This is a genomic window from Acinetobacter sp. PC34 (assembly GCF_051789135.1).
GTDB classification, from domain to species: Bacteria; Pseudomonadota; Gammaproteobacteria; order Pseudomonadales; family Moraxellaceae; genus Acinetobacter; species Acinetobacter johnsonii.
The window spans coordinates 111,526-135,116 of sequence record NZ_CP196665.1 but is presented as its reverse complement, the minus strand read 5'-3'; the positions used below and the strand labels follow the sequence as shown (position 1 = coordinate 135,116).

Sequence of the window (23,591 nt, the reverse complement as noted above, 5' to 3'; positions counted from 1 at the left end):
CTGTATCTGATTGCGGTAATGGCGTAAATTTTTGCTGCTCCTGTTGCAGTCGAACAGCCGGTTTTTCTTGCGTGGTGGCATGAATCCGCTGATTGGCGGTTTCATGCAGCCACCGGCCAATGTGGGCATTGGCGACATCAACATCTAACAGTAAACCCGAAGTCTTCAGGCTTGCTTTCAATGGCACAATAAAGCTTGATTTGAGGTATCCATTAAAGCGTTCAACTTTGCCTTTGGTCTGTGCACGGTAGGGCTTACATACGCGGGGACGAAAGCTGTATTTCTTGGCGCAGTCGAGCAGTTTGGGGTTCCATTTATGATGCCCCTCCTGATAGGCATCCCGTTCAATCATGATCGTTTTAGCGTTATCAAACAGGATTTCCTGAGGTACTCCTGCAAAGAACTGAAATGCATTTTCTAGACCATCGATCCATGCATCGGTACGTTCATGATCATAAAATTTCACGAAAGTCGCTCTGGAATACCCTAATGTTGCGACAAAGGCTTTTAAAGTCGTGTTGTTGCGTCGAATTGTCGTGAAATCTACCTGCATTTGTTGGCCAGGTTGGGTTTCAAAACGAATGATCGGTTCCGGTTTGGCAACTGGTTTTAATGTTGCAAGATATTCCCTCAAGATCCTGATCTTTCCTGGATATCCCAACCTTAAAATTTCCTGGTAGAGCACGACAGCAGGAATCCATTCAGGATGAGCTGCATTTACACGTTGGAGTAAATAGGGTTTATATGGGTCAAGGATACTTATTCTAGGCTGTATACGCTGATACTGAGGTGTGGTGTTTTGCCGTAAATATTTACGTACGGTATTTCTGGACACCCCCAGTTCACGACTAATGGCTTTAATAGATTTACCTTGTTGATGAAGTATTTGGATTGTCACTGCTTGCTCCAAAGTTAACATGTTGAGCAGTCCAAAATGACCGCTATATTAACCAAGGGGGTCAGTTTTTAAATGCCATTAGGGGGTCATTTTTACACTGCCGCTAACAGGTCGATATGGTGTGCGTAAGGTCTGGCAACAATTGAAACGTGAAGGTTATGTTATTGCACGTTGTACAGTTGCTCGATTGATGCAGAAGCTAGGTATACAAGGTGTTTGGCGTGGTAAGAATAAACAAACCACCCGTAGCCGAGATGATCAAAAAAGAGCAGATGATTTAGTGAAACGTAATTTTAGTGCTGATCATCCAGATCAGCTGTGGGTTGCTGACTTTACGTATATTCAAACTCATTCAGGCTGGGTCTATACCGCCTTTATTATTGATGTGTTTTCACGAGCAATTGTTGGATGGAAAGTATCTACACGAATGAATACAGATATGGTGCTTGATGCATTAGAGCAAGCATTGCATGATCGAGGCATGCCAAAGAATGTGATTCATCATTCCGACAGGGGTGTGCAATATCTTTCCATTCGCTATACCAATCGTTTAGAAGCAGCAAATTTACGAGCATCAGTCGGTACGACTGGTGATTCATACGATAATGCTTTGGCTGAAACAGTGAATGGGTTGTACAAAACAGAGGTGATTGAATATTTAAAAGCAGATTGGCGTGGTTTGGGTGATATACAACTTGCCACATTAAATTTGGTAGATTGGTTCAATAAAGAACGTATACATAGTTCACTAGGTTATGTATCACCTTTTGATTTTGAAGCGATGTACTATGATAAAATTAACCCGTTAGGTCAGGTGGCCTAACTTAAACAAAAAGTCTCCGACAAACCCGGTACGGTTCAAGATCAAAATTCGCAGCATTGGTTATCGCTTGATAAACGTCATTGATGCTATTTCTTTTAAGCTCACGATAGATCGTACTAGGATGTGTTTTAATGAGTTCAGCAAATTTTCTGGCTGAAAAGCCTTCTTTTCTTGACTCAAGCATTAATGCAGTACGATCTTCAAAGTTAAGATGATGGTATGACAATTTTATATACTCTAGGACTTACGCACTATCATTTATAGATTCTCTGGGCTTTGTTGCACAAAGATTTGAAAGGCAAAGTACCCCTAATTGAGCCAAATTTCCTGATCCACCTCTCTTTTAGAAAAACGTATCTGCCGATACATTAAACCGCTCAGACAATGCCTTAATATGACGAATATTCAGTTGGCGTTTACCACTTAAAATCTCAGAAATCACTGATGGTGTTGCAACCTCTGTTAAGTCAGACTGACCTAAACCATGTTGCTCCATCAAAAAAGCCAAAGCAGCACGACCGTCCCCTTTAGGCATAGGAAGATGCTCATTTTCATAATCAGAAACCAAATCACCAAGCTGATGAGTAAGCCCCATTAAAGGATGGGACTCGTCATCACCAACAGTATCTAAAAGTTCATCTAAAGCTTCAACAAGTGTATGAAAGTCGTCTTCATTTTCTGGCTTGCTGAGCAATGGTGCAACGCAGTGCCAGTGGTCTACGGCCTGTTTAATCATCGCGTTCATACTAACCTTCCTTCCAATGACCTTTGTCATATTCTTTATGGTACAAGACATCACGGATATACACACGTTTTGCTTGATACATCACGACTGCAATAAGTCGGATCTTGTTCCCGCCAATATCGAATACATGGAACTTTCCAACTTTATCGACCTCTGGAAAGAGATATTTCATCTCAGCAAAATCTTTCGGATCGTTTGCCTTTATGGTTCGATACCAACCATCTAATGCCGTTTCAGCCTGTGGCCACTTTTGCATTGCTTCTATAATTCGAGTGTGGGTGATCACATGCATAACATTTTATCGCATTTTGCAATATTGAATGGCTAGGATGAATAAAGCGCCACACGGAGCTTTATTCATTATCAAAATGCACTTAATCTGATGATCTTAAAAAATAAACCTTTTAGCATTTCATGCGCAATAAGGCTGATACCATTAGCACAACAAAAATGAGTTCCACTCTAGTTAACATCTTAGTTCCATTTACTTTTCACTTAATTTATATAGCCGTTAAGTCGCAGCATCAATGACATAACATGACATGGAAAATAATCAAAAAAGATAGAATCTAGATTTTTGTTACATTTACTATCCGCATACTTTAACAGCAGCTTTGAGTGTTTCACTTAACCTTTAAACTTTTTTTAAAATTAAATATATTTACATATACGTTCTAAAATTTGATAGAATTTATTAAAACTTTAGATTCTAAGTGTAAATAATGAGAAGCGCTAATATTCGACGTGATGGCTACTTAAAATTTCTGAATACATGGCAAGACCGTGATGTCATTAAAGTACTTTCAGGTGTGCGTCGCTCTGGAAAATCCACCTTATTGGCGATGTTTCAACAAGACCTAAAAGCACAGGGTGTACAAGCCGAAAACATCATTGCCATCAACTTCGAATTTATGGAATTTGAAGAACTCACCGATTACCGTAAACTACATGATTATGTATTGTCCAAAGTTGATAAAAGTAAAAAAAACTATGTTTTTTTAGATGAAATACAACATGTTACAAATTTTGAGAAAGTAGTCGACTCTTTATATGTTCGGGATTATATCGATTTATATATTACAGGCTCAAATGCATTCTTTCTAAGTGGAGAACTTGCGACTTTACTTACAGGACGCTATATCGAGCAACATGTTCTACCTCTGTCATTCCAAGAATTTAAACTGTGGCATATTGAAAATAATCCGATCATCCAACAATTATCCAATCGTGATTTGTATGCCATGTATACGCGCAGTAGTTTCCCTTATACGCTTGTCATGACTAGCCAGCAGGAAACTTATGATTACTTGCAAGCGGTCTATGCCAGTGTAATGTTTAAAGATGTTATTCCCCGTTTGAATACTGCCGATATTAACTCTCTCGAGCGTGTCGCAAGATATTTGGCAAGCGTGACAGGCTCACCTATTTCCATCAATAAAATTAAAAATACCTTTGTTTCAAGTGGGGTTAAAATTTCATTTGAAACAGTAAAACGCTATATTCAGGGCTTACAGGACAGTTTGTTATTTTATAGTGCCGCACAATTTAAAGTACGCGGGCGTGAGTTATTACAATCCTCTGAAAAATACTATTTAGTTGATGTCGGATTGCGCCGGATTATGTTGCCTGATGCTAATGCTGATCAAGGTCATATCTTAGAAAATGTGATTTATCTTGAGCTTGTCAGACGAGGTTATACCGTCTATGTAGGGCGGGTTGATGAATATGAAATTGATTTTGTTGCTGTCGATACTTTACAGAATTTAACTTATTATCAAGTGGCATTAGAAACGCTCAATGAAGAGACACTTAGCCGAGAGTTACGTCCATTACAGAAAATTTCTGATTCGTATCCCAAATATTTACTTACCTTAGACACGATAGGGACTGAAGCAAATTATAATGGTATTGTAAAAATGAGTGCTCTCGATTGGTTGCTATCTGAAAATAAGTAAAGTTGAGGATAGACATGGATACTCTTATTTATTAAGGCATCGAATAAGGCGTGGTTTTAGAAGAAGTTGTAATTTCTCCAAAAAGCTTGAAAACCATTTTAAAGCCTTCGACTTAACCTTCTTTTACATCAATAATGGCTTCATTTAATGTCAGCATACTTTTTAAAACACCACCGGATTTTTTTCTACTCTTTTTTATATCTAACTCAGGTTAGTGTAATTAGCTGCTTATTTATCTCATCTTACATATTAAGTAGAGGTGGGACTTAAGATGGTTACTAAAATAAAAATACTAATAACAATAAATATATAAAACAGTGTATTACAATTTTATATGATGCGTAGCCTACGCATCATATATTAAGCGCTCTATTTTGATATAATTGATACAATCAATCCTCTGAGAGGTTTCATTTAAATTTCATGAGTCTTACAGAAATTAAGGTTCGCCAAGCGCATTGCAAGGAAAAAACTTGTTTTTTATCTGATGAAGATGGACTTAGCCTGAAGATTGAGCCGAATGGAAGAAAATCTTGGTGTTATCGCTATACAGATCCACAAATAAAAAAACGTCGCCGCATTCAGTTAGGACTTTATCCTGATTTATCACTGAAAAAGGCACGACAAGTCAGAGATGATTTTAAAGACAATAATTTTAGTTTTGAAAAAGATACTATTTCTAATGTAATTACTTTTCGTAAAGTAGGGGAGGAATGGCTACAGTTCAAACTTAAGAATGCATTTAATGATTTACCCCGCTGCGGTGTACTACAGTTAGCAGAAAGATGTTTACAGCATGATATTTACCCAGACCTTCAGGATTTACCTTTTGAAAACGTCAAGCGCTATGACTTGGTTTCAGTAATAAAAAAAATAGAGGCGCGCCAAGTAAAAGAACCAGTCAAAAAAGCTTGTAGCTATTTGAACCAAATTTATGATTACGCTGTAGCGATGGGTTATTGTGAATACAATATCGCTCATGGTTTAAATAAAATTGTAATCAACAGTAAAATTAAGAAGAACTATCCGTATTTAAAAGCGGAGGAAATATCCGAATTTAAGAATAACTTACAAAAATTGGATGCCCATCCCATTATTAAAAAAGCACTAATATTCAAATTACATACTGGAGTGCGAGGGGCTGAATTGTTATTGGCTGAGCCTCATCATTTTGATTTAAATGCAAAAATATGGAAAATTCCTGCCTTGCATATTAAACAATTTCGACGTAAAGTCATTTTAGGCCATGAGATTCCAGACTTTTTAGTACCACTTTCAGATCAGGCTTTAGAGATTTTAAAAGACGTCATGCAATGGTCATACGGTGAAAAATATATTTTTGCAAGCCCTCGGAAACACAATCAACCGATTCATTTCAATACATTAAATATGGCTATTCGTAAGATGGGCTATGGCAAACATCAATTATCCTCTCATGGACTACGTTCCACTTTTAGTACCATTTTGAATGACTCAGGTTTATTTCAAGATAATTGGATTGAGGCACAACTTTCACATATTGATAAGAACCGTACCCGTGCCAGTTATAATCATGCTGATTACTTAGTTCAACGGACTGAAATGATGCAGTGGTGGGGTGATTATTTAAGTAATGGCTAGGTGAGTATCATACTTTTATATAGAAAAACTCTCTGTACACGACAAAAATAGTGAACCGTACCCGGTTTGTCTGAGACTTTTTATTTAAGTTAGGCCACCTGAACTAATCGTTTATTCACACCTCGTTTTAGCCAATCATAAAAGCGTGAAACTGATACATGAAGTAATCGTGCCATCAAAATAATCGGAAATAAGTGTTTTGGGATTTCACATAGGCGTACCTTACTGACTTTATTTGGCAAAGTACGCTACTGCCTTTTTTAGAAATTCACGTTCCATTTCACCATTTCAGCGGATTTAAGCTGCTGTTTAAGTTGCTTATTTTCTTCGAGCAAAGCGTTTAGATCAGATGAATACTATTTAGTACCAGCTAAAGTCCCTGCCTTTGCCTTATTATTCTAATGCGAAAGGGTCTGCATGGAAATGCCGAGTTCTCTAGCTGTTTTTAGATACATTGCCTTGAATGGCTTCTATTGCTTTGATGGTTTCAGCTTTAAATTCTGCCGTATACGTCTTGTGTTTCTTGCTCATGGTAAACTCCTGATGAGTATGTATGGTTTACCAAGTTAAAACCTCCTGTTTTTTCAGCACACATCAGTCATTAAAAGGATGAATATACCCATCGAAAATTAAGAATAATCGGGAGACGTAGTGATAGTGTCTAGGATCAAGTCAGGCAATAATGCCACCCCCATGCCTTGTCGTACATAGTATAAAATAGCTTGTACATCGTTGATAGAAAAGTATAGCTCCCAATGCGGGCTCTATGATTGCAGATTGGGTTGCTACGAAATTCCATGGAGTGATTGCCTAACTTTAAGCAAGATTTCTTTTTCTTAGTTTCCTTTTTGTCCAGATTAAGCCTATAAATTCTGGACTTTTTTTATTATGTAACCTGAATCCTATTTTAAGCCAATGTTTCTATACCTCGATGGAGTACCATCCACCATACAGTCAGTGTGGAATTTCGTAAATATTAGTTAAACGTCAGCGGATTATGATCTTATTCAGAATTATCAGACTATCCGGTAATCCCCCCCTGAAAATAATTTTTAAAAACAACTTAGGCTAATTGATAAACACTATCTGGAAAGATTAAAAGAAAATATTTTTTAATTTCTGCTAATTCGTTTAAGGTAGGTTCCCTTTCAAGAAGTTGAAATGTCCAAATAAGTACAGCCTGATGATTATCATAGCAAGTATTTACTCCAAGAAAATTAGCCATTCCGTAACTTCTATTGATGTTCATTTCTTTAATTAATTGATTTCCTAAGTCACGAGCTTGCTGGCTGATCAATAATTCATTTGGCAACATGGCGGTCATCTCCACAAAATAATCTAATACAGCTTCAATCCTTACATTTAAAAAGTTATAATTTAGTTGAAATAGATGAATTATGCTTTCTATAAGTTGTAATGATCTGCTGTAGGTTAACTATAGCAGGGTATTACTCAGTCAACAACTTAAAATAACTCTTAGTAGGTTATTTTTTTGTAAATTAATTGATATATGATTACTTGCAAGTTATCCAGCCTCATGGGCGATCGAAAAATTTTAAAATTAAGTGATGTAGTACGTGCGACAGGCATCAATCGCAATACGCTCACGAGTATGTATTATGATCGTGCTGTACGTATTGAATTGCCAGTCGCCGATAAGTTATGTAAATACTTTAACTGTACGATGAATGATTTGTTTGAGTTTAAGGAAGATGTTGAAGAAAAAGATTAACCAATACTTCGTTTGATAAGTTTTCGCTACAGGTCTAATACTGAATTTTATAAAATTTCATGGAAAACAAATATTTACTTAATTATTTATATAAAGGAATCAATCGAATGATAGGGGTATTTTTCTTATAACTTAGTTGAGAACAGGGGATAATGACCCACAATAGCTGTAACTATTTTGGGTTTGTTCCATGTAATGCAATTTGCCGTACACGGAATTTAAAATGACTTCACTGCAATTCTCATCTTACGTTGCGATTGTACTTATTGCAAGATTTTGAGTATTTTTACATGATTTTCTATTTAACGATTTAAATTTATTCTTTTTACAATTTTGATAATTTTAAGTACTTGATCTTGAAGTTATAATGTTTGAGATCGAACGTTCAATGGTAATACCCCCATTTTTAATTGAATTAATGGGTAGAAAATCTAAAGCCCTTGTTATTGTTTAAAAATAGGTGGACAACCATTTACCTACATATGAGGTCGTTCATGATTATAAAAGTACTGCCAGTTAGTTGTATAGTTCTGCACCTCGCTCAGATCTCGAAATAAATATTGATTTAAACACTCATAACGTACTGTACTATTAAACCGCTCAACTGAACCGTACCGGGTTTGTCGGAGAGTCAATATTCTTAGAGACTATCCCGATGACAAAATTAAAATATACCCCTGAAATCAGAGAAAGAGCGGTTCAATTATTGATTGAATCTGAAAAAGATTATCCTTCTACTTGGGCTGCAATCACAGCAATTGCGCCTAAGATCGGTTGTACTCCTGAAACACTTCGTGCCTGGCATCAAAAGCATTTAGATCAGCAAAATCCTATTAAAGTACAAGAGATATCTGATCAAGAAAAAATGAAGCAAATGGAACGTGAAATTAAAGAATTAAAGCGTGCCAATGAAATTCTACGTAAAGCAGCCGCTTTTTTCGCCCAGGCGGAGCTCGACCGCCCACACAAATAATGGTGGATTTCATCCATAACAATAAAGACTTATATGGTGTTGATGCGATTTGTAGGATTTTACCGATCGCAGCTTCAACCTATTACCGAACTTTAGATCTCGCTGACAATCCAGAACATCGAGCGAAACGAGATCTACATGATGAGCATCATGCTGAACAAATTAAACGAATTTGGAAGGAAAGTTCAGGTCGATATGGTGTACGTAAAGTCTGGCAAAAATTAAAACGTGAGGGTTATGTTATTGCACGTTGTACAGTTGCTCGATTAATGAAAAAGCTAGGTATACAAGGTGTTTGGCGAGGTAAGAATAAACAAACCACCCGTAGCCGAGATGACCAAAAACGGGCAGATGATTTAGTGAAACGTAATTTTAATGCTGATCATCCAAACCAACTATGGGTGGGTGACTTTACCTATATTCAAACTCATTCAGGCTGGGTATATACCGCATTTGTTATTGATGTGTTCTCACGAGCAATTGTTGGATGGAAAGTATCGACACGGATGAATACAGATATGGTGCTCGATGCATTGGAGCAAGCATTGCACGATCGAGGCATGCCAAAGAATGTGATTCATCATTCCGATAGAGGTGTTCAATATCTTTCTATTCGCTATACCAATCGTTTAGAAGCAGCAAATTTACGAGCATCAGTCGGTACAACGGGTGATTCATACGATAATGCTCTGGCTGAAACGGTGAATGGCTTATACAAAACAGAGGTGATTGAATATTTAAAAGCAGATTGGCAAGGTTTAGCAGATGTACAACTTGCGACACTAAACTGGGTAGATTGGTTCAATAAAAAGCGTGTACACAGTGCACTGGGTTATGTATCGCCTTTTGAGTTTAAAGCAATGTACTATGATAAGATTAACCCGTTAGGTCAGGTGGCCTAACTTAAATAAAAAAGTCTCCGACAAACCCGGTACGGTTCAGTTATTGGATTTTCTACTTTTAAACTCAATTATTTTTTGGGGGATTACCTGCTAAAGAAGTAAACAAGACAAAAGCAACAAAATACATTAAGCAAATGTATGTCATAAATGGTGACATCTATTATTTTTGGCGTGATGCTGAGCTTAAATTGTGGGAAGTTACTCAACGAATAGAGATCTTACTTGTAAAGACTAAGCGAAAATCTATTTAACTGTCCCTGATAGTAAGTTTTTTTATTGTCTTTATCCGTAAAAGAAATTAGTTTAAATTGAACCAATTGTTAAAATAATTATGAGAACGGAAAAAATGAATAGAAAATTTGAACCACATGTGATTAGCCAGATCTATGACTTTTTAGTTGAAAGAGAGGCGTTTACCTCACTAAACCTTGATCGGAAAGTTACGGAGTTTTTTCGGGAAGTACATGTAGGGCAAGAAGAAGATTTTACAATTCTTGAATCAAATAAAATTTCAGGAAACTTTGGCGAAGTTTCCTATATCAATTTATTGAATGTCCCTAATTTCAACAATAAAGATAAATTTCTGAAATGGGCACATAAAGCTTTAAATTTATAAGTTGTAATAACTCAGTGTAGTTTGATAGGGATTGTTTCATTATTTAACAAATTCAATTACACAAATAATAATGTGATTACATTATGAACAGTAACTCATCAGAAGGCAGTTAGATAAATACAAATCACAGTGATATGTTTGAATCAAAAGTTCTACATGGATGGAATTAAAAATGAAATTATTAACATTGGTGAGCATAGGTACGGTAGCAAGTTTCTGTTTATTGTCAAAGCGTCAAACTACTGAAAATTTATTTCATTCAAACTTCGATAAAGTTGTTCGAAATGCTGTCTTACAGGGATTCATATAAATATAGATGCCTAAGATATATAGCTTTTAAGTACTTAAAGGAGGAATAATATGATCAGATTATTAATGTGTATATTTGGCCTTCATGGTGCTAGAGAGATTGATTACACCAATGACCAAAAAGAAATTTGTGTATGCCGAGAGTGCTTGAAGAAAGTCAAGAGTCCTCATGATTAGGTATAATTTCTTTTTATGAAAAGACAGTCTAAAAAATCTGAGCATATAACCTCAAATTGGACAACCGAGCAAGATAGTTTCTTAATTGAAAATAGTTTTATGGTGATTGAGCAGCTTATCAATCATCTACCTTTTACTGAAGATGAAATTATTAACCGTAAAGAGGTACTAGGTCTCACTAGAAGACATAGACAGATGCGTAAATTTTTAAGCAATCCATCTTAAGAGAGTTCTAAGCCTTTATTTTTTTAAAACGGATCAGTGTTAATTATTTTACAGGGTAGTATTGCGTAACATATCTATTATTGATAGATAGAGCCTGATGTCATATCTATTATTATAGTATTTCACGTGATGGAACCGACATGATTAATAAGCAAAATCCAGAATCAAAATGATATATGCTGAATTATCAGGAGACTTTCCCTTGGGAGATTCTAGGCAGCCAACTTATAAAAGTCTTCGGCCATTTGATTTGGTGTCTTAAAACCCAAACCCTTTTGAATTTGATGTGTGCTGAAAAAACAGGAGGTTTTAACTTGGTAAGGCTTTGTTGCACAAAGATTTGAAATGCAAAGCGCCCCTAATTGAGTCAAATTTAAGGCGTAACTTGGGTAAGTGGTCGACCTAATTCCGTAAATCTGTTAAGGACTGCTACACGTGCATGGATCTCATTCACTTGGCTATCAAAACTCCTTGCACTGAGTTTATCTCCTAATAATTTGATGCAATGCATCTTAGTTTCAACCAAACTTCGCCGATGATAGCCTGACCATTTTTTCCATAGTGTCCTGCCTAAACGTTTAATTGTTCGAAGTAATTCATTTCGCTCTAGCGAGCTACTCTTTGTATCTTTCCATGGTTTCGCATTTTTTCTAGGTGGAATCACCGCATGCGCTTGCCGATCTGCAATGATCTGACGGCATTGCTCGGTGTCATAAGCTCCATCGGTATAAACAGAGTCAATCCGCTCATCTTGTGGAATCTGATTAAGTAAATCACCAAGCACCTGTGAATCACTGACATTATTGGTTGTAAGCTGAACTGCTCGTATTTGTAGGGTTTTAGCATCTATACCAATATGAAGTTTACGCCATTGGCGACGATATTCAGGTCCATATTTCTTGCGTTTCCATTCGCCCTCACCTAGAAACTTCATGCCTGTAGAGTCCATGAGTAGATGCAGCCCATCGCTACTTTTTTGGTAGCTGATTACAATATCAATATGCTTTTGTCTTCTACAAAGCGTGGTGTAATCTGGAGCTATCCAATTTAATCCGCAAAGTTTAATCAGACTTTGCACAAAGCCAGTGACCATACGTAAAGACAGACGGAATAAGGATTTAATCATTAAGCAGCATTGGATGGCTGCGTCGGAGTAGGTTTGATTTCGCCCTTGTTTGCCTTTTGATGGCGCATACGATTGCGTAGCAGGATCAAACCAAATGGCAATATTTCCGCGACTCATGAGTGCTCGGTTATATGCGGGCCAATTGGTTGTGCGGTAGATTTTGTGTGTAGGCTTCTTCATTTGAAAATTATATCGCTGAAAAACCCTTTACAGATAGGTTTGTTCAACAAAGCCTAGCCAATCTAATTTTCTATTTTTTTATCTTGAAATAATTCAAGTAAATCAGAGTGGTTTGCAGCTGGTTGTTCTTTCAGAAATATGTTCGCATAATCTTCTAAATGTTCTTCCATAAGGGAAGTTGCGAGTTGTTCATCACCTTGCTCAATTGCATTAAGAATAGCCGTATGCTCCTCAATCGAGCAACTGTTATGGGCTGGGGACTCATACATGCGGATTAATAATGACGTTCTGGCAATTAATGTTTGAAGGTAGTTCGTCACCAAGGGATTGTTATTAATTTCGCTCAGCTTTAAATGGAAGTCACCTGAAAGTTTTACCCACTCTTTCCAGTTACCATCAGAAAGCGCATTTTCTTCTTTTCTGACTAATTCTCTTACACTTTGTAAATTCACATTTTTCGCACGTTTCGCGAGTTTTCTGACTGTTCCCAATTCCAGCATGCTACGTGCCTCAAACACAGCTTTGGTGTCTTCTAGATCATGCTCAGCAACAATAGCACCACGATTTGGCTGTATTTCAATAATTTTATCGTGAGCGAGCTTTACAAAAATCCGTCGAATCACGCCACGCGTAACTCCAAATGCCTTACATAAGGGTGCTTCAACCAAACGAGTACCTGGTTTTAATTGACGATTTAAAATTGCATCTAAAATTGCATGGCTCTAGACTAGCAGATTTACACTTAATTTTACCTAATGAGGTTCCACAGCTCAGTTGCTAACTCATTAGGTTCCCTCATCCAACGCCATTCAGTTTCTTTAAGATGATAATCAAAGTACTCTTTTGATATGCCGTTAAACTTTGCTAGCCTTCTTTTACAAAAGCTCCAAAATGATTCTATTCCATTTATATGGCATTGTCCTCTAGCAAACTCATTTGCTCCGTGATTTACCCTAAAATGCTTTGAATAACCCACATCAACAAGACCATTATAGCCACGCCATCCATCACTATAAATCACACTCTCAAGTGAAACTTTACCAATGATAACCTCTTGTAAAGTCTTCATTTTACAGTCAGGTACGATTTCAGTATAGACGCGCCCATTACGTTCGAATATTCCAAATACTGGCTGTTTTAGAGTCCCACGACCACGCTTTAACTTTCCATGAAACCCACGTTGCCTTTTCGCTCCAAAATAGCTTTCATCTACTTCTATTGAACCAACAAACTTAGCTCTTAAATCTGTTTGATGATCATAGATAGTTTCTCTAAAAAGCATGTACCAATAATTAATCGTATTACGATTTAAATTGAGTAATAAGGCTGTTTTGGAAGCAGGAATATCAACACAAAAGCATTGTATAATTTTTTTAATCTTGTAGTGACTTAATTTACTGTTTCCTATCATTATTCTAGACTAACATAATTATTCTGCTAGTCTAGAGCCGAAATAATTAACTTATGCAACAACATCCAAAATGCTATCTATGCAGAGTTTCTAGGAAATGAAGTGGAAATTTTTTAGATGGATGGGGGGCTTCATCTTTTTTCTGTATAGGCAAATCAGACAGACTATATTTGTTTAGGAGAGTGATGGTAGCCCATAAAATTGTGTGAAAAATACAACTCGCGAATGGTACTGGCGTGAAAAGATACTTTAATAGTGCAACTCACTTATTTATTATTTTTTATTTGAAATTAAATAGGTGTTTAGTCCCGGCATTTGATGGATCGGATCAATTTTAAAAAGTTCAGGTTCATCTGTCCACTGTTTGCAGATGAATTCGTAGGGAGTCAGGCCCCTGAGTGTTTTGAGTCTGCGGCCGAAGTTGTATGCAGCAATAAAATCAGCAAGGTGAATGCATAGCTGAGTGTGATCGTCGTAATGGAACCGTTTGACAGTAGCTTCTTTAATCGTTCGGTTCATCCTCTCGACCTGTCCATTGGTCCATGGATGCTTAACCTTGGTAAGACGATGTTCAATGCCACATTCAGTACAAACCCGATCAAAGATGTGCTCAGAGGCGTAGCGATCACAGGTGCGGTTCGTGAACTGGATGCCGTTATCTGTTAGCACCGTATGGATTCTATAGGGCACAGCCTTAACCAGATTGCGCATGAACTCCGCGGCTGCCATCTTACTGGCTTTAGTATGCAATTCAGTGAACGCAAACTTGGAAGTGCGATCAATGGCAACGAAGAGATAAAGCTTACCCTGTGCTGTTTGCATCTCAGCGATGTCGATATGAAAGTAACCAATGGGGTAGCTCTTGAAGCGCTTCCTGACAGGGCGATCACCTTGTACCTCAGGCAGTCGTGAAATACCATGCCGCTGTAAGCAGCGGTGTAACGACGAGCGTGTCAGATAAGGAATACTCGGCTGCAATGCATAAAGGCAATCGTCTAGCGGCAACAAAGTGCGTTTTCGAAAAGCAACAATTGCCGCCTCATCTTCAGGCGATAACACGCTTGAGCGAGGATTCTTTGGGCCGGTTGTAAGATCATCTACTGAAGTACGTTTCTTCCATTTTGCGACGGTCTTTTGATTGATGCCGTAACGCTTGGCTAGCGTTCTTAAGCTCTCTTGACTATTTTGTATTGCTCGACGCACTGCCTGTGTCGTTGTGGCGCTGCTGTGTAGAACTTGTCCCATAGTGCTTCCTTCCATTTATCTGAGAATATTGCACCATTAAAATCTGGGACTAAACAAATAGGGTCTGTTGACATTTACTGTTCATAATTAACCCTATAAAGGTAGCCATAAAAATATACAGGCTAAAGCAACAGAACTTTGATAATTTCTTTTGAGCTTGTCATATCGAGTAGCTATTCCTCTAAATTGCTTTAATCTACAAAACATATTTTCAACTAAATGCCTGATTTTATATAAATACCAGTCCATATGGTCATTGTTCGATTGGCTATTTGTTTTCTTTGGTATATTCGCTTTAGTCCCTGTTTTCCTGATCTGTTCACGCAGTGGTTCTGAATCATAGCCTTTATCTGCACATACCACTTTTGTCTCTTTTAAATCTAATGTTGATATTAAATCAGGTGCAACTTTAACATCATGTGTGGTTCCATCGGTAATCATGAAATCAATAGGATTGCCATGTGCATCAACAATCAAATGTATTTTTGAGGAGTTTCCTCCTACACTTTTAGAAATAGATTGATTCGCTATGCCAGCAGAATGTTGATGAGCACGTACATGAGAGCCATCAATAAAAATCCACTCCATATCGGGGCATGAGGCTAGTAATTTGAATAATCTAAGTAACTTACCGCTGCTTGACCAACGATTAAAACGTTTGAAAATAGAGTTTGAATGACCAAAACAACAAGGAATATCTCGCCACGGACAGCCTGTTCTAATTCTATAGAGAATAGCTTCAATAAAATTGCGTAAATTTGAGTTGTGGTGAATGGATAAATTACGCAGAATAACTTTCAACTTTTGCCAGTGTTGATCTGTCAGCATGGTACGAGGCATAGCGAATAGTAAAATTGGGTTTGGCGATTTGATTTTACTACTTCGCTATTTTTTTAAGCTAAAAGTGTCAACACACCCTAATCATATTTAAGTGACAACTTGGGTATGAGGGCGACCTAATTCTGTGAATTTATTTAAGACAGCTACGCGTGCATGAATCTCATTCACTTGACTATCAGCATTCATTGAGCAGAGTTTATCGCCTAATAATTTAATACAATGCATCTTGGTTTCAAGCAGACTTTGCCGATGATAGCCTGACCATTTTTTCCAGATTGTCCTGCCCAAACATTTAACCGTTCGAAGGAGTTCATTTCGCTCTCGTGAATGAGCTTTTATATCTTTCCAGGGCTTTGCATTTTTTCTAGGTGGAATCACTGCATACGCTTGCCGATCTGCAATGACCTGACGGCATCGTTTTGTGTCATAAGCACCATCTCTGTATAGACAGAATCGATTTGTTCATCTAAAGGGATTTGAGCAAGTAAGTCTTCCAGTACCTGTGAATCACTGACATTATTTGCGGTGAGTTGTACAGCACGTATTTGAAGGGTTTTAGCATCGATACTATTATGAAGCTTACGCCATTTGCGGCGATATTCAGGTCCATGTTTCTTACGCTTCCATTCACCTTCACCTAAAAACTTTAGGCCAGTAGAGTCTACGAGTAGACGGAGACCTCCACTACTTTTTTGATAGCCAATTGCAACATCGATATGCCTTTGTCTTCTGCACAGTGTGAAGTACGAATATCACTGATATTCGGGGCTGCTCAGCCACAATGCTTAATCAGACTTTGGACAAAGCCTGTGACCATACGCAAAGACAATTTAAATAAAGATTTGATCATTAAGCAGCATTGAATAGCCGTATCGGAGTAAGTTTGATTTCGTCCATGTTTTGCTTATGGATGAGCATACCATTGAGTCAAAGGATCAAACCAAATGGAAATATTGCCTCGATTAATTAAGGCGCGCTTATATGTGGGCCAATTAGTTGTACGAAAGATTTTGGGTGTAGGTTTATTCATCTAGGAATTATACTGCGGAATAAGACCTTATCGGTAGGTTTGTGCAACAAAGCCGTTTTCAGCTTAAACCTGCACAACGTTTTACTGAATCAGATATTTCAGAAAAATAGGAAATTAGCCGTACCCCCATTCGTCAGGCCTTGTATCGCTTAGAATAAGAAGACTACGTTAATGTACATTTCCGTAGGGGGTGGGAAGTCAAACCCTTGGATTTTAAGTTTTATAATGAGCTGTTTGATTTGCGCATGATTTTAGAAAAAGAAGCAGTTAAAGGCCTTTGTGAAATGGATCATGAAACATCGGAAGAGCTACAAGCGTTAAAGAGAATTTGGTTAGTTCCTGTGGAAGAGTATAAACAGGAAACCAAGCAATTGATTTTTGTAATGCCTGAGTATCGTAGACAGGGAATCGCGACAGAGCTTTGCCAGTTGTTATTTACATATGCACAGCAACAAAATATTCAGCATTTATATTTGCATACGGATCCATTTTTACCTGCGGCAGAAAAGTTTTGGCGGTTGCAAAGTTTTAGTACAGTCAGTCGTGATCAGCTAGGTATGTCCGACACGATATATATGTTGAAAAGATTATGCTTATAAAACAATATGATTGTAGCATGTTGGGCTAAATCCTAAAAATTTGATAGAAAAATTAAAAGTTGGCATTAATTTTGCTTTTTGGTGAGAAGTATGAAACTCAGAGATATTTTTTGGTATGCAAAATCAACCTATGCAAGATACTTTTATTGAAAAGCCTTCTTCTGCTGCAAACGAAACACTTGAAGACTATACTTTACGTTATGCTCCATATAGTTTCCGTCGTTGGAGTCCTAAAGTCGTCGCAATTACGGCATTAGGAGGTATTGCATATCTGGCAGACTTTTCGATTGGTGCTAGCATTGGTATGACATATGGGACAACGAATGCCATTTTTTCTATTTTATTTGCTGCACTTATTATCTTTTTAACAGGTCTTCCATTAGCTTATTATGCAGCTCGCTATAATATCGATTTAGATCTGATTACGCGTGGTGCTGGTTTTGGATATTTTGGATCGGTACTGACGAGTATTATTTTTGCAAGTTTTACTTTTATTTTCTTCGCTCTCGAAGGTTCTATCATGGCTCAAGGTTTATTGCTTGGGCTCGGAATTCCTTTATGGATGGGCTATCTCATTTCTACTATTATGGTTATTCCATTGGTTATTTATGGGATGAAAGCCTTAAGTACTTTACAAGTTTGGACCACACCTATCTGGTTGATCTTAATGATTGGCCCTGTTGCTTATTTGATTTATCAAGAACCTGAGCTTGTAAGTCAATTCGCTGCTTATGCTGGAAATGGTGGTTTTGCAGCAATAGATGTGGCTGCAATTATGTTGGGTGCTGGAATTTGTCTATCTTTAATTATGCAAATTGGTGAACAAATTGATTACCTACGTTTTATGCCTGCAAAAACTAAAGAAAATAGCAAATCGTGGTGGATAGCTGTTATTTCAGCGGGTCCAGGTTGGGTAATTCTAGGCGCAATCAAACAAATTATTGGTGCTTTCCTTGGTTTTTATTTGCTGACTAAAATTCCTGGGGTGGATAGCACGGAACCTGTACAACAGTTTAACGCAGCTTTCCATGATATGCTTCCAGGTTGGTTTGCACTTACTTTAGCGGTAATTTTGGTTGTTATTTCACAAATCAAGATTAATGTAACAAATGCATATTCGGGTTCATTGGCATGGACCAGTGCTTATACACGTATCAGCAAGCATTATCCAGGTCGTATTGTATTTGTATTGGTTAACCTTGCAATTGCTCTTGCGTTGATGGAAGGTAATATGTTCGCAGTGCTTGGTAAGATTTTAGGTTTTTATTCTAATTTTGCCATTGCATGGGTTGTGGTTGTAGCGACTGATATCACAGTGAATAAATACTTACTGAAACTCTCTCCAAAAGAACCAGAATATCGCCGTGATATGCTTTATAATATAAACCCAGTAGGTATGGTGTCATTTCTTGTCGCTGCAGGAGTCTCCATTGCAACCTTTTTTGGCATGTTGGGTGAATTTCTAATGCCATATTCACCTTTAATTGCTCTGATTTTGGGCTTTGTTTTGACCCCAATCATGGGTTTAATTACGAAAGGAAAATATTATATTAAAGCTACAGATGATGGGGTAAAAGAACCACGTTATGATGCTACTGGGCTACCTATAGCAACAGTTTATCATTGTGTGTCATGTGATGAAGATTATGAAAGACCTGATATTATGTATTCACATAAGCACAAAGGTGTTATTTGTTCTCTATGTAAGACTTTGGAAAAATAAATGATTTTTCAGATATCTGCTTTTTAATAAGCTGAATTTCGATCAAATCAATAACCCTGATGATTTTGCATCAGGGTTTTTTAATATTTATTGGGGAAAACTCTAGAAAAAGTGCGGGAAAATCTATTCTAATCCAAAGAGTGGATACAACATCCATCTCAAATAACCCGACAGCTGCTATTTTTTTCTTAAATGTCCTGACATCATTTAAATGAGAAATCATATTTTCTTGAAGTTTTCATTTGGAGTTTCTGAGCAATATATACGCTTAAATGTGGTGTATGTAGAAAAATTGGCGCAATAATTGCTTTGAACGTTGGGGTGGTGCATTTTGTGAAAGCGATTTATATTTTGAATCAATTTGAATCAAAAGCAGTCCTAAAACAAAGTCAAGCATGGAGAAAAAATGGAAATTTATACTCAACGATTAGAAGCAGTTACAGAAAATTGTGACTTTGATGTCATTGAGCTGACTTTCGATACGCGCCAAAAGAGCCGTTTTCGTGCAACTTTAAAAAATGGGGTAGATATTGGTGCAGATTTGCCGCGCACAGGCATTTTACGCAGTGGATCATATATTTCGACGGAAAGCGGAAATATTCTTAAAGTTGAAGCGAAACCAGAAAAACTGATGAAAGTTTCGGCACAGCAAGAATTTGATTTATTAAAAGCTGCATATCATCTCGGCAATCGTCACGTTCCCTTAATGTTGACGCCAACAGCATTATATTTCGAACCAGATCATGTACTGGCTGAAATGGTAGTGGGTTTGGGATTAAACGTTGCAGAGGTAGATCATCCTTTTGAACCAGAAAGCGGTGCTTATGCACAACATCAACATGATCATCGCTTAAGCCCAATCAAGACTTTACATCATGTCCATCACTAATCCGTCACAACTACTCAGCTTGTTGACCTTGTCATCAACTGCGTTACCGATAGGGGCATATTGCTATTCGCAAGGTGTGGAAAGTGCCATTGATCGAGGGCTGATTCATGATGAAGCCTCCAGCATTGCTTATTTTGAAGAAGTGCTGGAAATGCTCTTGGTTCGTTTTGAGTTGCCAGTGCTGAAACGTTTAATGCAATACAGTGATGACGAAGTAAATTTTACTTACTGGGCAAACTTTTACCGCGCCAGCCGTGAGAGTAAAGAGCTACTGGCAGAATCGAAACAGTTGGCATTTTCTTTAAATGCATGGATTAGAGACGTATTAAAGCAACCAGTTAAAGTGAAAAAACAGCTGGGCTTTGTTCCAGTGTATGGAAACCTGTGTGGCACCTTGGGGCTAAATCAAACAGAAGTACTCACGGCTTATACCTTTACCCTTTTAGAAAATCAGGTCTTGGCGGCAGTTAAAACCGTACCGCTTGGACAGATGAGTGGTCAGCGTATTTTGTGGCATTTACATGCGCTTATTCCCGCAGCAATTACGCGTGCGCTGGCATTGCCAGACACAGAAATCAGTAGTGCTTTACCGCAATATGCCATGCTCAGTATGCACCACGAGACCCAATATTCAAGACTATTCAGATCATAATTTTAAGAGGAAAAAACATGTCACAACGTAGCCCATTACGTGTAGGAATTGGTGGACCAGTCGGGTCGGGTAAAACAGCGCTGACCTTGAATTTATGTCAGGCCTTGCGTGAAAAATATAATATGGCTGTCGTCACCAATGACATTTATACCAAAGAAGATTCAAACTTTTTAACCCGCAATGAAGCCATGTCTCCAGAGCGTATTGTTGGGGTGGAAACAGGTGGTTGTCCGCATACTGCCATTCGTGAAGATGCGTCTATTAACCTCGCGGCAATTGATGATTTATGTGAAAAGTTTGATGGGCTTGAGCTGATTATTATTGAAAGTGGTGGAGATAATTTGGCAGCGACATTTAGTCCTGAGCTTTCAGATTTAACCCTGTATGTGATTGATGTGGCGGGGGGAGAAAAGATTCCACGTAAAGGTGGTCCAGGCATTACCAAATCCGATTTGTTGATTATCAATAAAACCGACTTGGCACCAATGGTCGGCGCAAACCTAAGTGTGATGGACCAAGATGCTAAACGTATGCGTGGCGATAAGCCGTTCTTGTTTAGCAATATGAAAACCAAAGAAGGTTTGGAAATTATTATTTCGTTCATTGAAAAACAAGGTCTATTCAAAGCTTAATTCGGGGAAACACCATGACTTATTTAAAAAGAACTTTAGCCACTTTCGCCGCAGCTTTTCCAATGTGGGCAATGGCACATCCCGGACATGAACAACAGAATAGTTTCTTGACGGGCTTTATTCATCCATTTACTGGAATTGATCACCTCACAATGGCAATCGCTTTTGGTGTGCTGCTGTGGTCAGCGGCTAATCGTTGGAAAGTAGGCGGATTGTTGGGTTTAGTTGTGGCCATGATTGCGGGTTTTAGCCTTGGGCAGTTGCATATCGTTTCCGCAAATATTGCTGAATACGGCATTGTTTTCTCCTTATCTGTTCTTGCCATTGCCCTATGGACCAAAGCCAATCGACTGTTTGCAGTTGCGACTATGGTTTTAGCAAGTTTTCATGGTATGGCGCATGGTGCCGAATTGAGTCATTCAGGTCATGTGATCGGTTTAGTCTTCGGCATGGTTGTTGCTATGTCTTGTATCTACGCAGGTGGCTTGGGTTTAGGTGCATTGGTACAAAAATATGTGCCACATGGTAAGAAAATTGTCGGTGGAATTGCCGCAGTTGTTGCATTGATTGGTTTGGCTTAATGATTTTTAGGTCGTTTTGATGAACAAATTTCAGCACAGCAAATTATTGGTATTGATCACGCAGAGGAAGCATGCAGGATTTAACCGTCAGTCGAACGCATGATGCTCAATTATGGTTTGCCAAGTTGGAACTCGGTTTTCAGGCTCAAAAAGAGCCTGAATGCACGGTGTTACATCACCGCAAACATTATGGTCCTGTTCGGGTACAAAAAATGCTTTGGCCTGAAAAAACAGGGGTTTGCCATGCCATTATTGTGCATCCACCTGCGGGCATTGCGGGTGGGGATCACCTGACTTTTGATATGTCTGTCGATGCGCAGGCTCATGCCTTAGTGACCACCCCGGGCGCAGGTAAATGGTACAAAACCAATGGTAAAAAGGCCTATCAGCATATCAATATTTGTTTGAATGCTGATGCTATTTTTGAATGGCTGCCGCAAGAAACCATGCTGTTTAATGGTGCGAATGCGCATTCAGAAACCATCATTCATTTGGATCATGCAGCCAGTTTTATTGGTTGGGACATGTTGGTCATTGGTCGCCAAGCACGTGAAGAGCAATTTAGTGATGGTGCCTATAGCAACCAGTTCAAATTGTTCCGTAATCAAACTTTGTTGGTGGCAGATACTTTAAGTTTTAAGGGCAATGACCGCTGGTTAAGTTCATGCCTAGGCATGCATGGTCAATCTGTGATGGGGAGTTTCTGGGCCGTGCCCCCCATGCAATATCGTGCCAGTCTAGATTTAGAACAGTATTTGGATTTAATCCGTGAACTGATGATGCGTATGGATGTACCTGTCACCTTAACGGTTTTGGATGATGTGATTTGTGCGCGCTATTTGGGGAATGATGTTCGGCAATGTCACGATGCTTTTGCTGCCATCAGAGCGAAATTAAGACGCTATTGGTACGATCTGGATGAAGAATTCCCACGTATTTGGAGAACTTAAATTCATTTTAGCCTGTAATTTCAAGACCAAATGACACAACGATTTTTGGTCATGTATAGCTCATGAGCGAAGCATCTCCACGTTTAAATAGGTAAAAGATATGGAATTAAATCCAACAGAAAAAGACAAACTTTTAATTTTTACCGCGGGTTTGGTTGCAGAGCGCCGTAAAGCACGTGGTTTAAAGCTGAATTATCCTGAAGCGATTGCGTATATTTCTGCTGCCTTGCTTGAAGGTGCACGCGATGGCATGAGCGTAAGCGAGCTGATGCACTACGGCACGACTTTACTGAGCCGCAATGATGTGATGGATGGCATCGCAGAAATGATTGTTGAAGTCCAAGTTGAAGCAACCTTTCCAGATGGTTCAAAACTGGTGACTGTACATCAACCGATTATGTAAAGAACTATAAGGAATAAAGATGATTCCAGGTGAAGTAATTACGTCAGATCGCGATATTGAGTTAAATGTTGGACGTGAAACCCTAAAAATAACGGTTGCGAACGCTGGGGATCGACCAATTCAAATTGGTTCGCATTTTCACTTTTATGAAGCCAATGATGCTTTGCAATTTGAGCGCGAGCGTGCCAAAGGCTACCGTTTGAATATTGCTGCGGGCACCGCAGTACGGTTTGAGCCGGGTCAGAGCCGAGATGTCGAATTGGTGGCACTAGCAGGAAAGCGTGAAGTGTATGGTTTTGCGGGTCGAGTGATGGGGAAACTTGACTAAGTCGGGCCATCAAAATCTTTTAAGAAT

At 38.3% G+C, this 23,591-nt stretch carries 22 protein-coding genes, 8 pseudogenes and 1 other annotated feature; of the genes and pseudogenes, 17 read left to right on the top strand and 13 right to left on the bottom strand.

Annotated elements, in window-relative coordinates; genetic code table 11:
• Positions 1–919, bottom strand: a 919-nt coding sequence (gene istA / locus ACSC9N_RS17695; RefSeq protein WP_439036162.1) for an IS21-like element ISAba8 family transposase, incomplete at its 3' end; no start/stop codon positions are given.
• An 85-nt stretch (positions 920–1,004) separates the two neighbouring features.
• Between istA and ACSC9N_RS17690 the strand changes: the two are divergent.
• Positions 1,005–1,721, top strand: a pseudogene (locus ACSC9N_RS17690) (IS3 family transposase); the annotation flags it as partial.
• 64 nt (positions 1,722–1,785) lie between these two features.
• Here ACSC9N_RS17690 and ACSC9N_RS17685 read toward each other — a convergent pair.
• The 3 genes and pseudogenes from ACSC9N_RS17685 to ACSC9N_RS17675 all read right to left on the bottom strand — a co-directional run.
• Positions 1,786–1,947, bottom strand: a pseudogene (locus ACSC9N_RS17685) (helix-turn-helix domain-containing protein); the annotation flags it as partial.
• A gap of 117 nt (positions 1,948–2,064) precedes the next feature.
• Entirely contained in the window at positions 2,065–2,466 is a 402-nt protein-coding gene (locus ACSC9N_RS17680) for a helix-turn-helix domain-containing protein (protein WP_000993197.1), read from the bottom strand.
• Between the two features lies 1 nt (position 2,467).
• Positions 2,468–2,758: a type II toxin-antitoxin system HigB family toxin gene (locus ACSC9N_RS17675; protein WP_439036161.1), complete on the bottom strand. Its 291-nt coding sequence runs from the start codon at positions 2,756–2,758 to the stop codon at positions 2,468–2,470.
• 430 nt (positions 2,759–3,188) lie between these two features.
• Between ACSC9N_RS17675 and ACSC9N_RS17670 the strand changes: the two genes are divergently transcribed.
• From ACSC9N_RS17670 to ACSC9N_RS17660, 3 genes and pseudogenes are all read left to right on the top strand, one after another.
• A complete protein-coding gene (locus ACSC9N_RS17670; RefSeq protein ID WP_004637105.1) occupies positions 3,189–4,421 on the top strand; it encodes an ATP-binding protein in 1,233 nt (410 codons plus the stop codon).
• 31 nt (positions 4,422–4,452) lie between these two features.
• Positions 4,453–4,569 (top strand): annotated as a pseudogene (locus tag ACSC9N_RS17665) (IS1 family transposase); the annotation flags it as partial.
• A gap of 275 nt (positions 4,570–4,844) precedes the next feature.
• On the top strand, positions 4,845–6,041 hold the full coding sequence (locus tag ACSC9N_RS17660; protein ID WP_178928877.1) for an integrase arm-type DNA-binding domain-containing protein: 1,197 nt from the start codon (positions 4,845–4,847) through the stop codon (positions 6,039–6,041).
• A gap of 98 nt (positions 6,042–6,139) precedes the next feature.
• Here ACSC9N_RS17660 and ACSC9N_RS17655 read toward each other — a convergent pair.
• Together ACSC9N_RS17655 and ACSC9N_RS17650 are read right to left on the bottom strand one after the other, a co-directional pair.
• Positions 6,140–6,572, bottom strand: a pseudogene (locus ACSC9N_RS17655) (transposase); the annotation flags it as partial.
• Positions 6,573–7,104: 532 nt separating this feature from the next.
• Positions 7,105–7,356, bottom strand: a complete 252-nt coding sequence (locus tag ACSC9N_RS17650) for a hypothetical protein (RefSeq protein WP_004986445.1) — start codon at positions 7,354–7,356, stop codon at positions 7,105–7,107.
• A gap of 195 nt (positions 7,357–7,551) precedes the next feature.
• Between ACSC9N_RS17650 and ACSC9N_RS17645 the strand changes: the two genes are divergently transcribed.
• Entirely contained in the window at positions 7,552–7,773 is a 222-nt protein-coding gene (locus ACSC9N_RS17645) for a helix-turn-helix domain-containing protein (protein WP_035245357.1), read from the top strand.
• Between the two features lie 476 nt (positions 7,774–8,249).
• Here the strand turns inward: ACSC9N_RS17645 and ACSC9N_RS17640 are convergent.
• Positions 8,250–8,378, bottom strand: a pseudogene (locus tag ACSC9N_RS17640) (integrase core domain-containing protein); the annotation flags it as partial.
• A 50-nt stretch (positions 8,379–8,428) separates the two neighbouring features.
• Between ACSC9N_RS17640 and ACSC9N_RS17635 the strand changes: the two are divergent.
• The 3 genes from ACSC9N_RS17635 to ACSC9N_RS17625 all read left to right on the top strand — a co-directional run bounded on the left by ACSC9N_RS17635 (position 8,429) and on the right by ACSC9N_RS17625 (position 10,975).
• A protein-coding gene (locus ACSC9N_RS17635; protein ID WP_439036160.1) for an IS3 family transposase occupies positions 8,429–9,648 on the top strand; the annotation gives its coding sequence in 2 pieces (ribosomal slippage) (positions 8,429–8,705 and positions 8,705–9,648; 1,221 coding nt in all).
• Positions 8,704–8,820, top strand: a sequence feature (AL1L pseudoknot). (Overlaps the previous gene by 117 nt.)
• 346 nt (positions 9,649–9,994) lie before the next feature.
• Positions 9,995–10,264 (top strand): hypothetical protein, encoded by a 270-nt coding sequence (locus tag ACSC9N_RS17630; protein ID WP_178928876.1) that lies wholly within the window; start codon positions 9,995–9,997, stop codon positions 10,262–10,264.
• A 501-nt stretch (positions 10,265–10,765) separates the two neighbouring features.
• Positions 10,766–10,975, top strand: coding sequence for an acyl-CoA thioesterase (locus ACSC9N_RS17625; RefSeq protein ID WP_178928875.1), 210 nt, complete (start codon positions 10,766–10,768; stop codon positions 10,973–10,975).
• 373 nt (positions 10,976–11,348) lie between these two features.
• Here ACSC9N_RS17625 and ACSC9N_RS17620 read toward each other — a convergent pair whose 3' ends face one another.
• The 6 genes and pseudogenes from ACSC9N_RS17620 to ACSC9N_RS17595 all read right to left on the bottom strand — a co-directional run bounded on the left by ACSC9N_RS17620 (position 11,349) and on the right by ACSC9N_RS17595 (position 16,807).
• Positions 11,349–12,281 (bottom strand): IS5 family transposase, encoded by a 933-nt coding sequence (locus ACSC9N_RS17620; protein WP_439036159.1) that lies wholly within the window; start codon positions 12,279–12,281, stop codon positions 11,349–11,351.
• A 62-nt stretch (positions 12,282–12,343) separates the two neighbouring features.
• Positions 12,344–13,000, bottom strand: a pseudogene (locus ACSC9N_RS17615) (GntR family transcriptional regulator); the annotation flags it as partial.
• Positions 13,001–13,029: 29 nt separating this feature from the next.
• Positions 13,030–13,692 carry an IS1595-like element ISAcra1 family transposase gene (locus tag ACSC9N_RS17610; RefSeq protein ID WP_439036158.1) on the bottom strand — a complete coding sequence of 221 codons (663 nt, stop codon included), beginning with the start codon at positions 13,690–13,692 and terminating at the stop codon, positions 13,030–13,032.
• A 273-nt stretch (positions 13,693–13,965) separates the two neighbouring features.
• The gene (locus ACSC9N_RS17605) at positions 13,966–14,937 is read right to left on the bottom strand and encodes an IS481 family transposase (RefSeq protein ID WP_439036157.1); all 972 of its coding nucleotides are present in this window, start codon (positions 14,935–14,937) and stop codon (positions 13,966–13,968) included.
• Between the two features lie 74 nt (positions 14,938–15,011).
• Positions 15,012–15,777, bottom strand: a pseudogene (locus tag ACSC9N_RS17600) (IS5-like element ISAba31 family transposase).
• 87 nt (positions 15,778–15,864) lie between these two features.
• Positions 15,865–16,807: pseudogene (locus tag ACSC9N_RS17595) on the bottom strand (IS5 family transposase).
• Between the two features lie 245 nt (positions 16,808–17,052).
• On the opposite strand from ACSC9N_RS17595, the gene ACSC9N_RS17590 reads away from it, so the two are divergent.
• The 9 genes from ACSC9N_RS17590 (at position 17,053) to ACSC9N_RS17550 (ending at position 23,564) form a co-directional block, all read left to right on the top strand.
• A complete protein-coding gene (locus ACSC9N_RS17590; protein WP_439036156.1) occupies positions 17,053–17,406 on the top strand; it encodes a GNAT family N-acetyltransferase in 354 nt (117 codons plus the stop codon).
• 115 nt (positions 17,407–17,521) lie between these two features.
• The gene (locus tag ACSC9N_RS17585) at positions 17,522–19,129 is read left to right on the top strand and encodes a purine-cytosine permease family protein (RefSeq protein ID WP_005100602.1); all 1,608 of its coding nucleotides are present in this window, start codon (positions 17,522–17,524) and stop codon (positions 19,127–19,129) included.
• 406 nt (positions 19,130–19,535) lie between these two features.
• Entirely contained in the window at positions 19,536–20,018 is a 483-nt protein-coding gene (gene ureE, locus ACSC9N_RS17580; protein ID WP_005100601.1) for an urease accessory protein UreE, read from the top strand.
• On the top strand, positions 20,005–20,670 hold the full coding sequence (locus ACSC9N_RS17575; protein ID WP_005100599.1) for an urease accessory protein UreF: 666 nt from the start codon (positions 20,005–20,007) through the stop codon (positions 20,668–20,670). The genes ureE and ACSC9N_RS17575 overlap by 14 nt, the downstream gene beginning before the upstream one ends.
• A gap of 17 nt (positions 20,671–20,687) precedes the next feature.
• Entirely contained in the window at positions 20,688–21,302 is a 615-nt protein-coding gene (gene ureG, locus ACSC9N_RS17570) for an urease accessory protein UreG (RefSeq protein ID WP_005100598.1), read from the top strand.
• Positions 21,303–21,316: 14 nt separating this feature from the next.
• On the top strand, positions 21,317–21,883 hold the full coding sequence (locus ACSC9N_RS17565; protein WP_005100597.1) for a HupE/UreJ family protein: 567 nt from the start codon (positions 21,317–21,319) through the stop codon (positions 21,881–21,883).
• Positions 21,884–21,954: 71 nt separating this feature from the next.
• A complete protein-coding gene (locus tag ACSC9N_RS17560) occupies positions 21,955–22,833 on the top strand; it encodes an urease accessory protein UreD (RefSeq protein WP_005100596.1) in 879 nt (292 codons plus the stop codon).
• A gap of 100 nt (positions 22,834–22,933) precedes the next feature.
• The gene (gene ureA, locus ACSC9N_RS17555) at positions 22,934–23,236 is read left to right on the top strand and encodes an urease subunit gamma (protein WP_000422459.1); all 303 of its coding nucleotides are present in this window, start codon (positions 22,934–22,936) and stop codon (positions 23,234–23,236) included.
• 19 nt (positions 23,237–23,255) lie between these two features.
• The gene (locus ACSC9N_RS17550; RefSeq protein ID WP_005100595.1) at positions 23,256–23,564 is read left to right on the top strand and encodes an urease subunit beta; all 309 of its coding nucleotides are present in this window, start codon (positions 23,256–23,258) and stop codon (positions 23,562–23,564) included.
• Positions 23,565–23,591: the final 27 nt, after the last annotated feature.

Coding starts and splice junctions, on each gene's coding strand:
- ACSC9N_RS17550 (WP_005100595.1), top strand. CDS start 23,256: ATGATTCCAGGTGAAGTAATTACGTCAGATCGCGATATTGAGTTAAAT.
- ureA (WP_000422459.1), top strand. CDS start 22,934: ATGGAATTAAATCCAACAGAAAAAGACAAACTTTTAATTTTTACCGCG.
- ACSC9N_RS17585 (WP_005100602.1), top strand. CDS start 17,522: ATGCAAAATCAACCTATGCAAGATACTTTTATTGAAAAGCCTTCTTCT.
- ACSC9N_RS17620 (WP_439036159.1), bottom strand. CDS start 12,281: ATGAAGAAGCCTACACACAAAATCTACCGCACAACCAATTGGCCCGCA.
- ACSC9N_RS17630 (WP_178928876.1), top strand. CDS start 9,995: ATGAATAGAAAATTTGAACCACATGTGATTAGCCAGATCTATGACTTT.
- ACSC9N_RS17575 (WP_005100599.1), top strand. CDS start 20,005: ATGTCCATCACTAATCCGTCACAACTACTCAGCTTGTTGACCTTGTCA.
- ACSC9N_RS17605 (WP_439036157.1), bottom strand. CDS start 14,937: ATGGGACAAGTTCTACACAGCAGCGCCACAACGACACAGGCAGTGCGT.
- ACSC9N_RS17565 (WP_005100597.1), top strand. CDS start 21,317: ATGACTTATTTAAAAAGAACTTTAGCCACTTTCGCCGCAGCTTTTCCA.
- ACSC9N_RS17610 (WP_439036158.1), bottom strand. CDS start 13,692: ATGATAGGAAACAGTAAATTAAGTCACTACAAGATTAAAAAAATTATA.
- ureE (WP_005100601.1), top strand. CDS start 19,536: ATGGAAATTTATACTCAACGATTAGAAGCAGTTACAGAAAATTGTGAC.
- ACSC9N_RS17625 (WP_178928875.1), top strand. CDS start 10,766: ATGAAAAGACAGTCTAAAAAATCTGAGCATATAACCTCAAATTGGACA.
- ACSC9N_RS17675 (WP_439036161.1), bottom strand. CDS start 2,758: ATGCATGTGATCACCCACACTCGAATTATAGAAGCAATGCAAAAGTGG.
- ACSC9N_RS17645 (WP_035245357.1), top strand. CDS start 7,552: ATGATTACTTGCAAGTTATCCAGCCTCATGGGCGATCGAAAAATTTTA.
- ACSC9N_RS17670 (WP_004637105.1), top strand. CDS start 3,189: ATGAGAAGCGCTAATATTCGACGTGATGGCTACTTAAAATTTCTGAAT.
- ACSC9N_RS17590 (WP_439036156.1), top strand. CDS start 17,053: ATGATTTTAGAAAAAGAAGCAGTTAAAGGCCTTTGTGAAATGGATCAT.
- ACSC9N_RS17560 (WP_005100596.1), top strand. CDS start 21,955: ATGCAGGATTTAACCGTCAGTCGAACGCATGATGCTCAATTATGGTTT.
- ureG (WP_005100598.1), top strand. CDS start 20,688: ATGTCACAACGTAGCCCATTACGTGTAGGAATTGGTGGACCAGTCGGG.
- ACSC9N_RS17650 (WP_004986445.1), bottom strand. CDS start 7,356: ATGTTGCCAAATGAATTATTGATCAGCCAGCAAGCTCGTGACTTAGGA.
- ACSC9N_RS17680 (WP_000993197.1), bottom strand. CDS start 2,466: ATGAACGCGATGATTAAACAGGCCGTAGACCACTGGCACTGCGTTGCA.
- ACSC9N_RS17660 (WP_178928877.1), top strand. CDS start 4,845: ATGAGTCTTACAGAAATTAAGGTTCGCCAAGCGCATTGCAAGGAAAAA.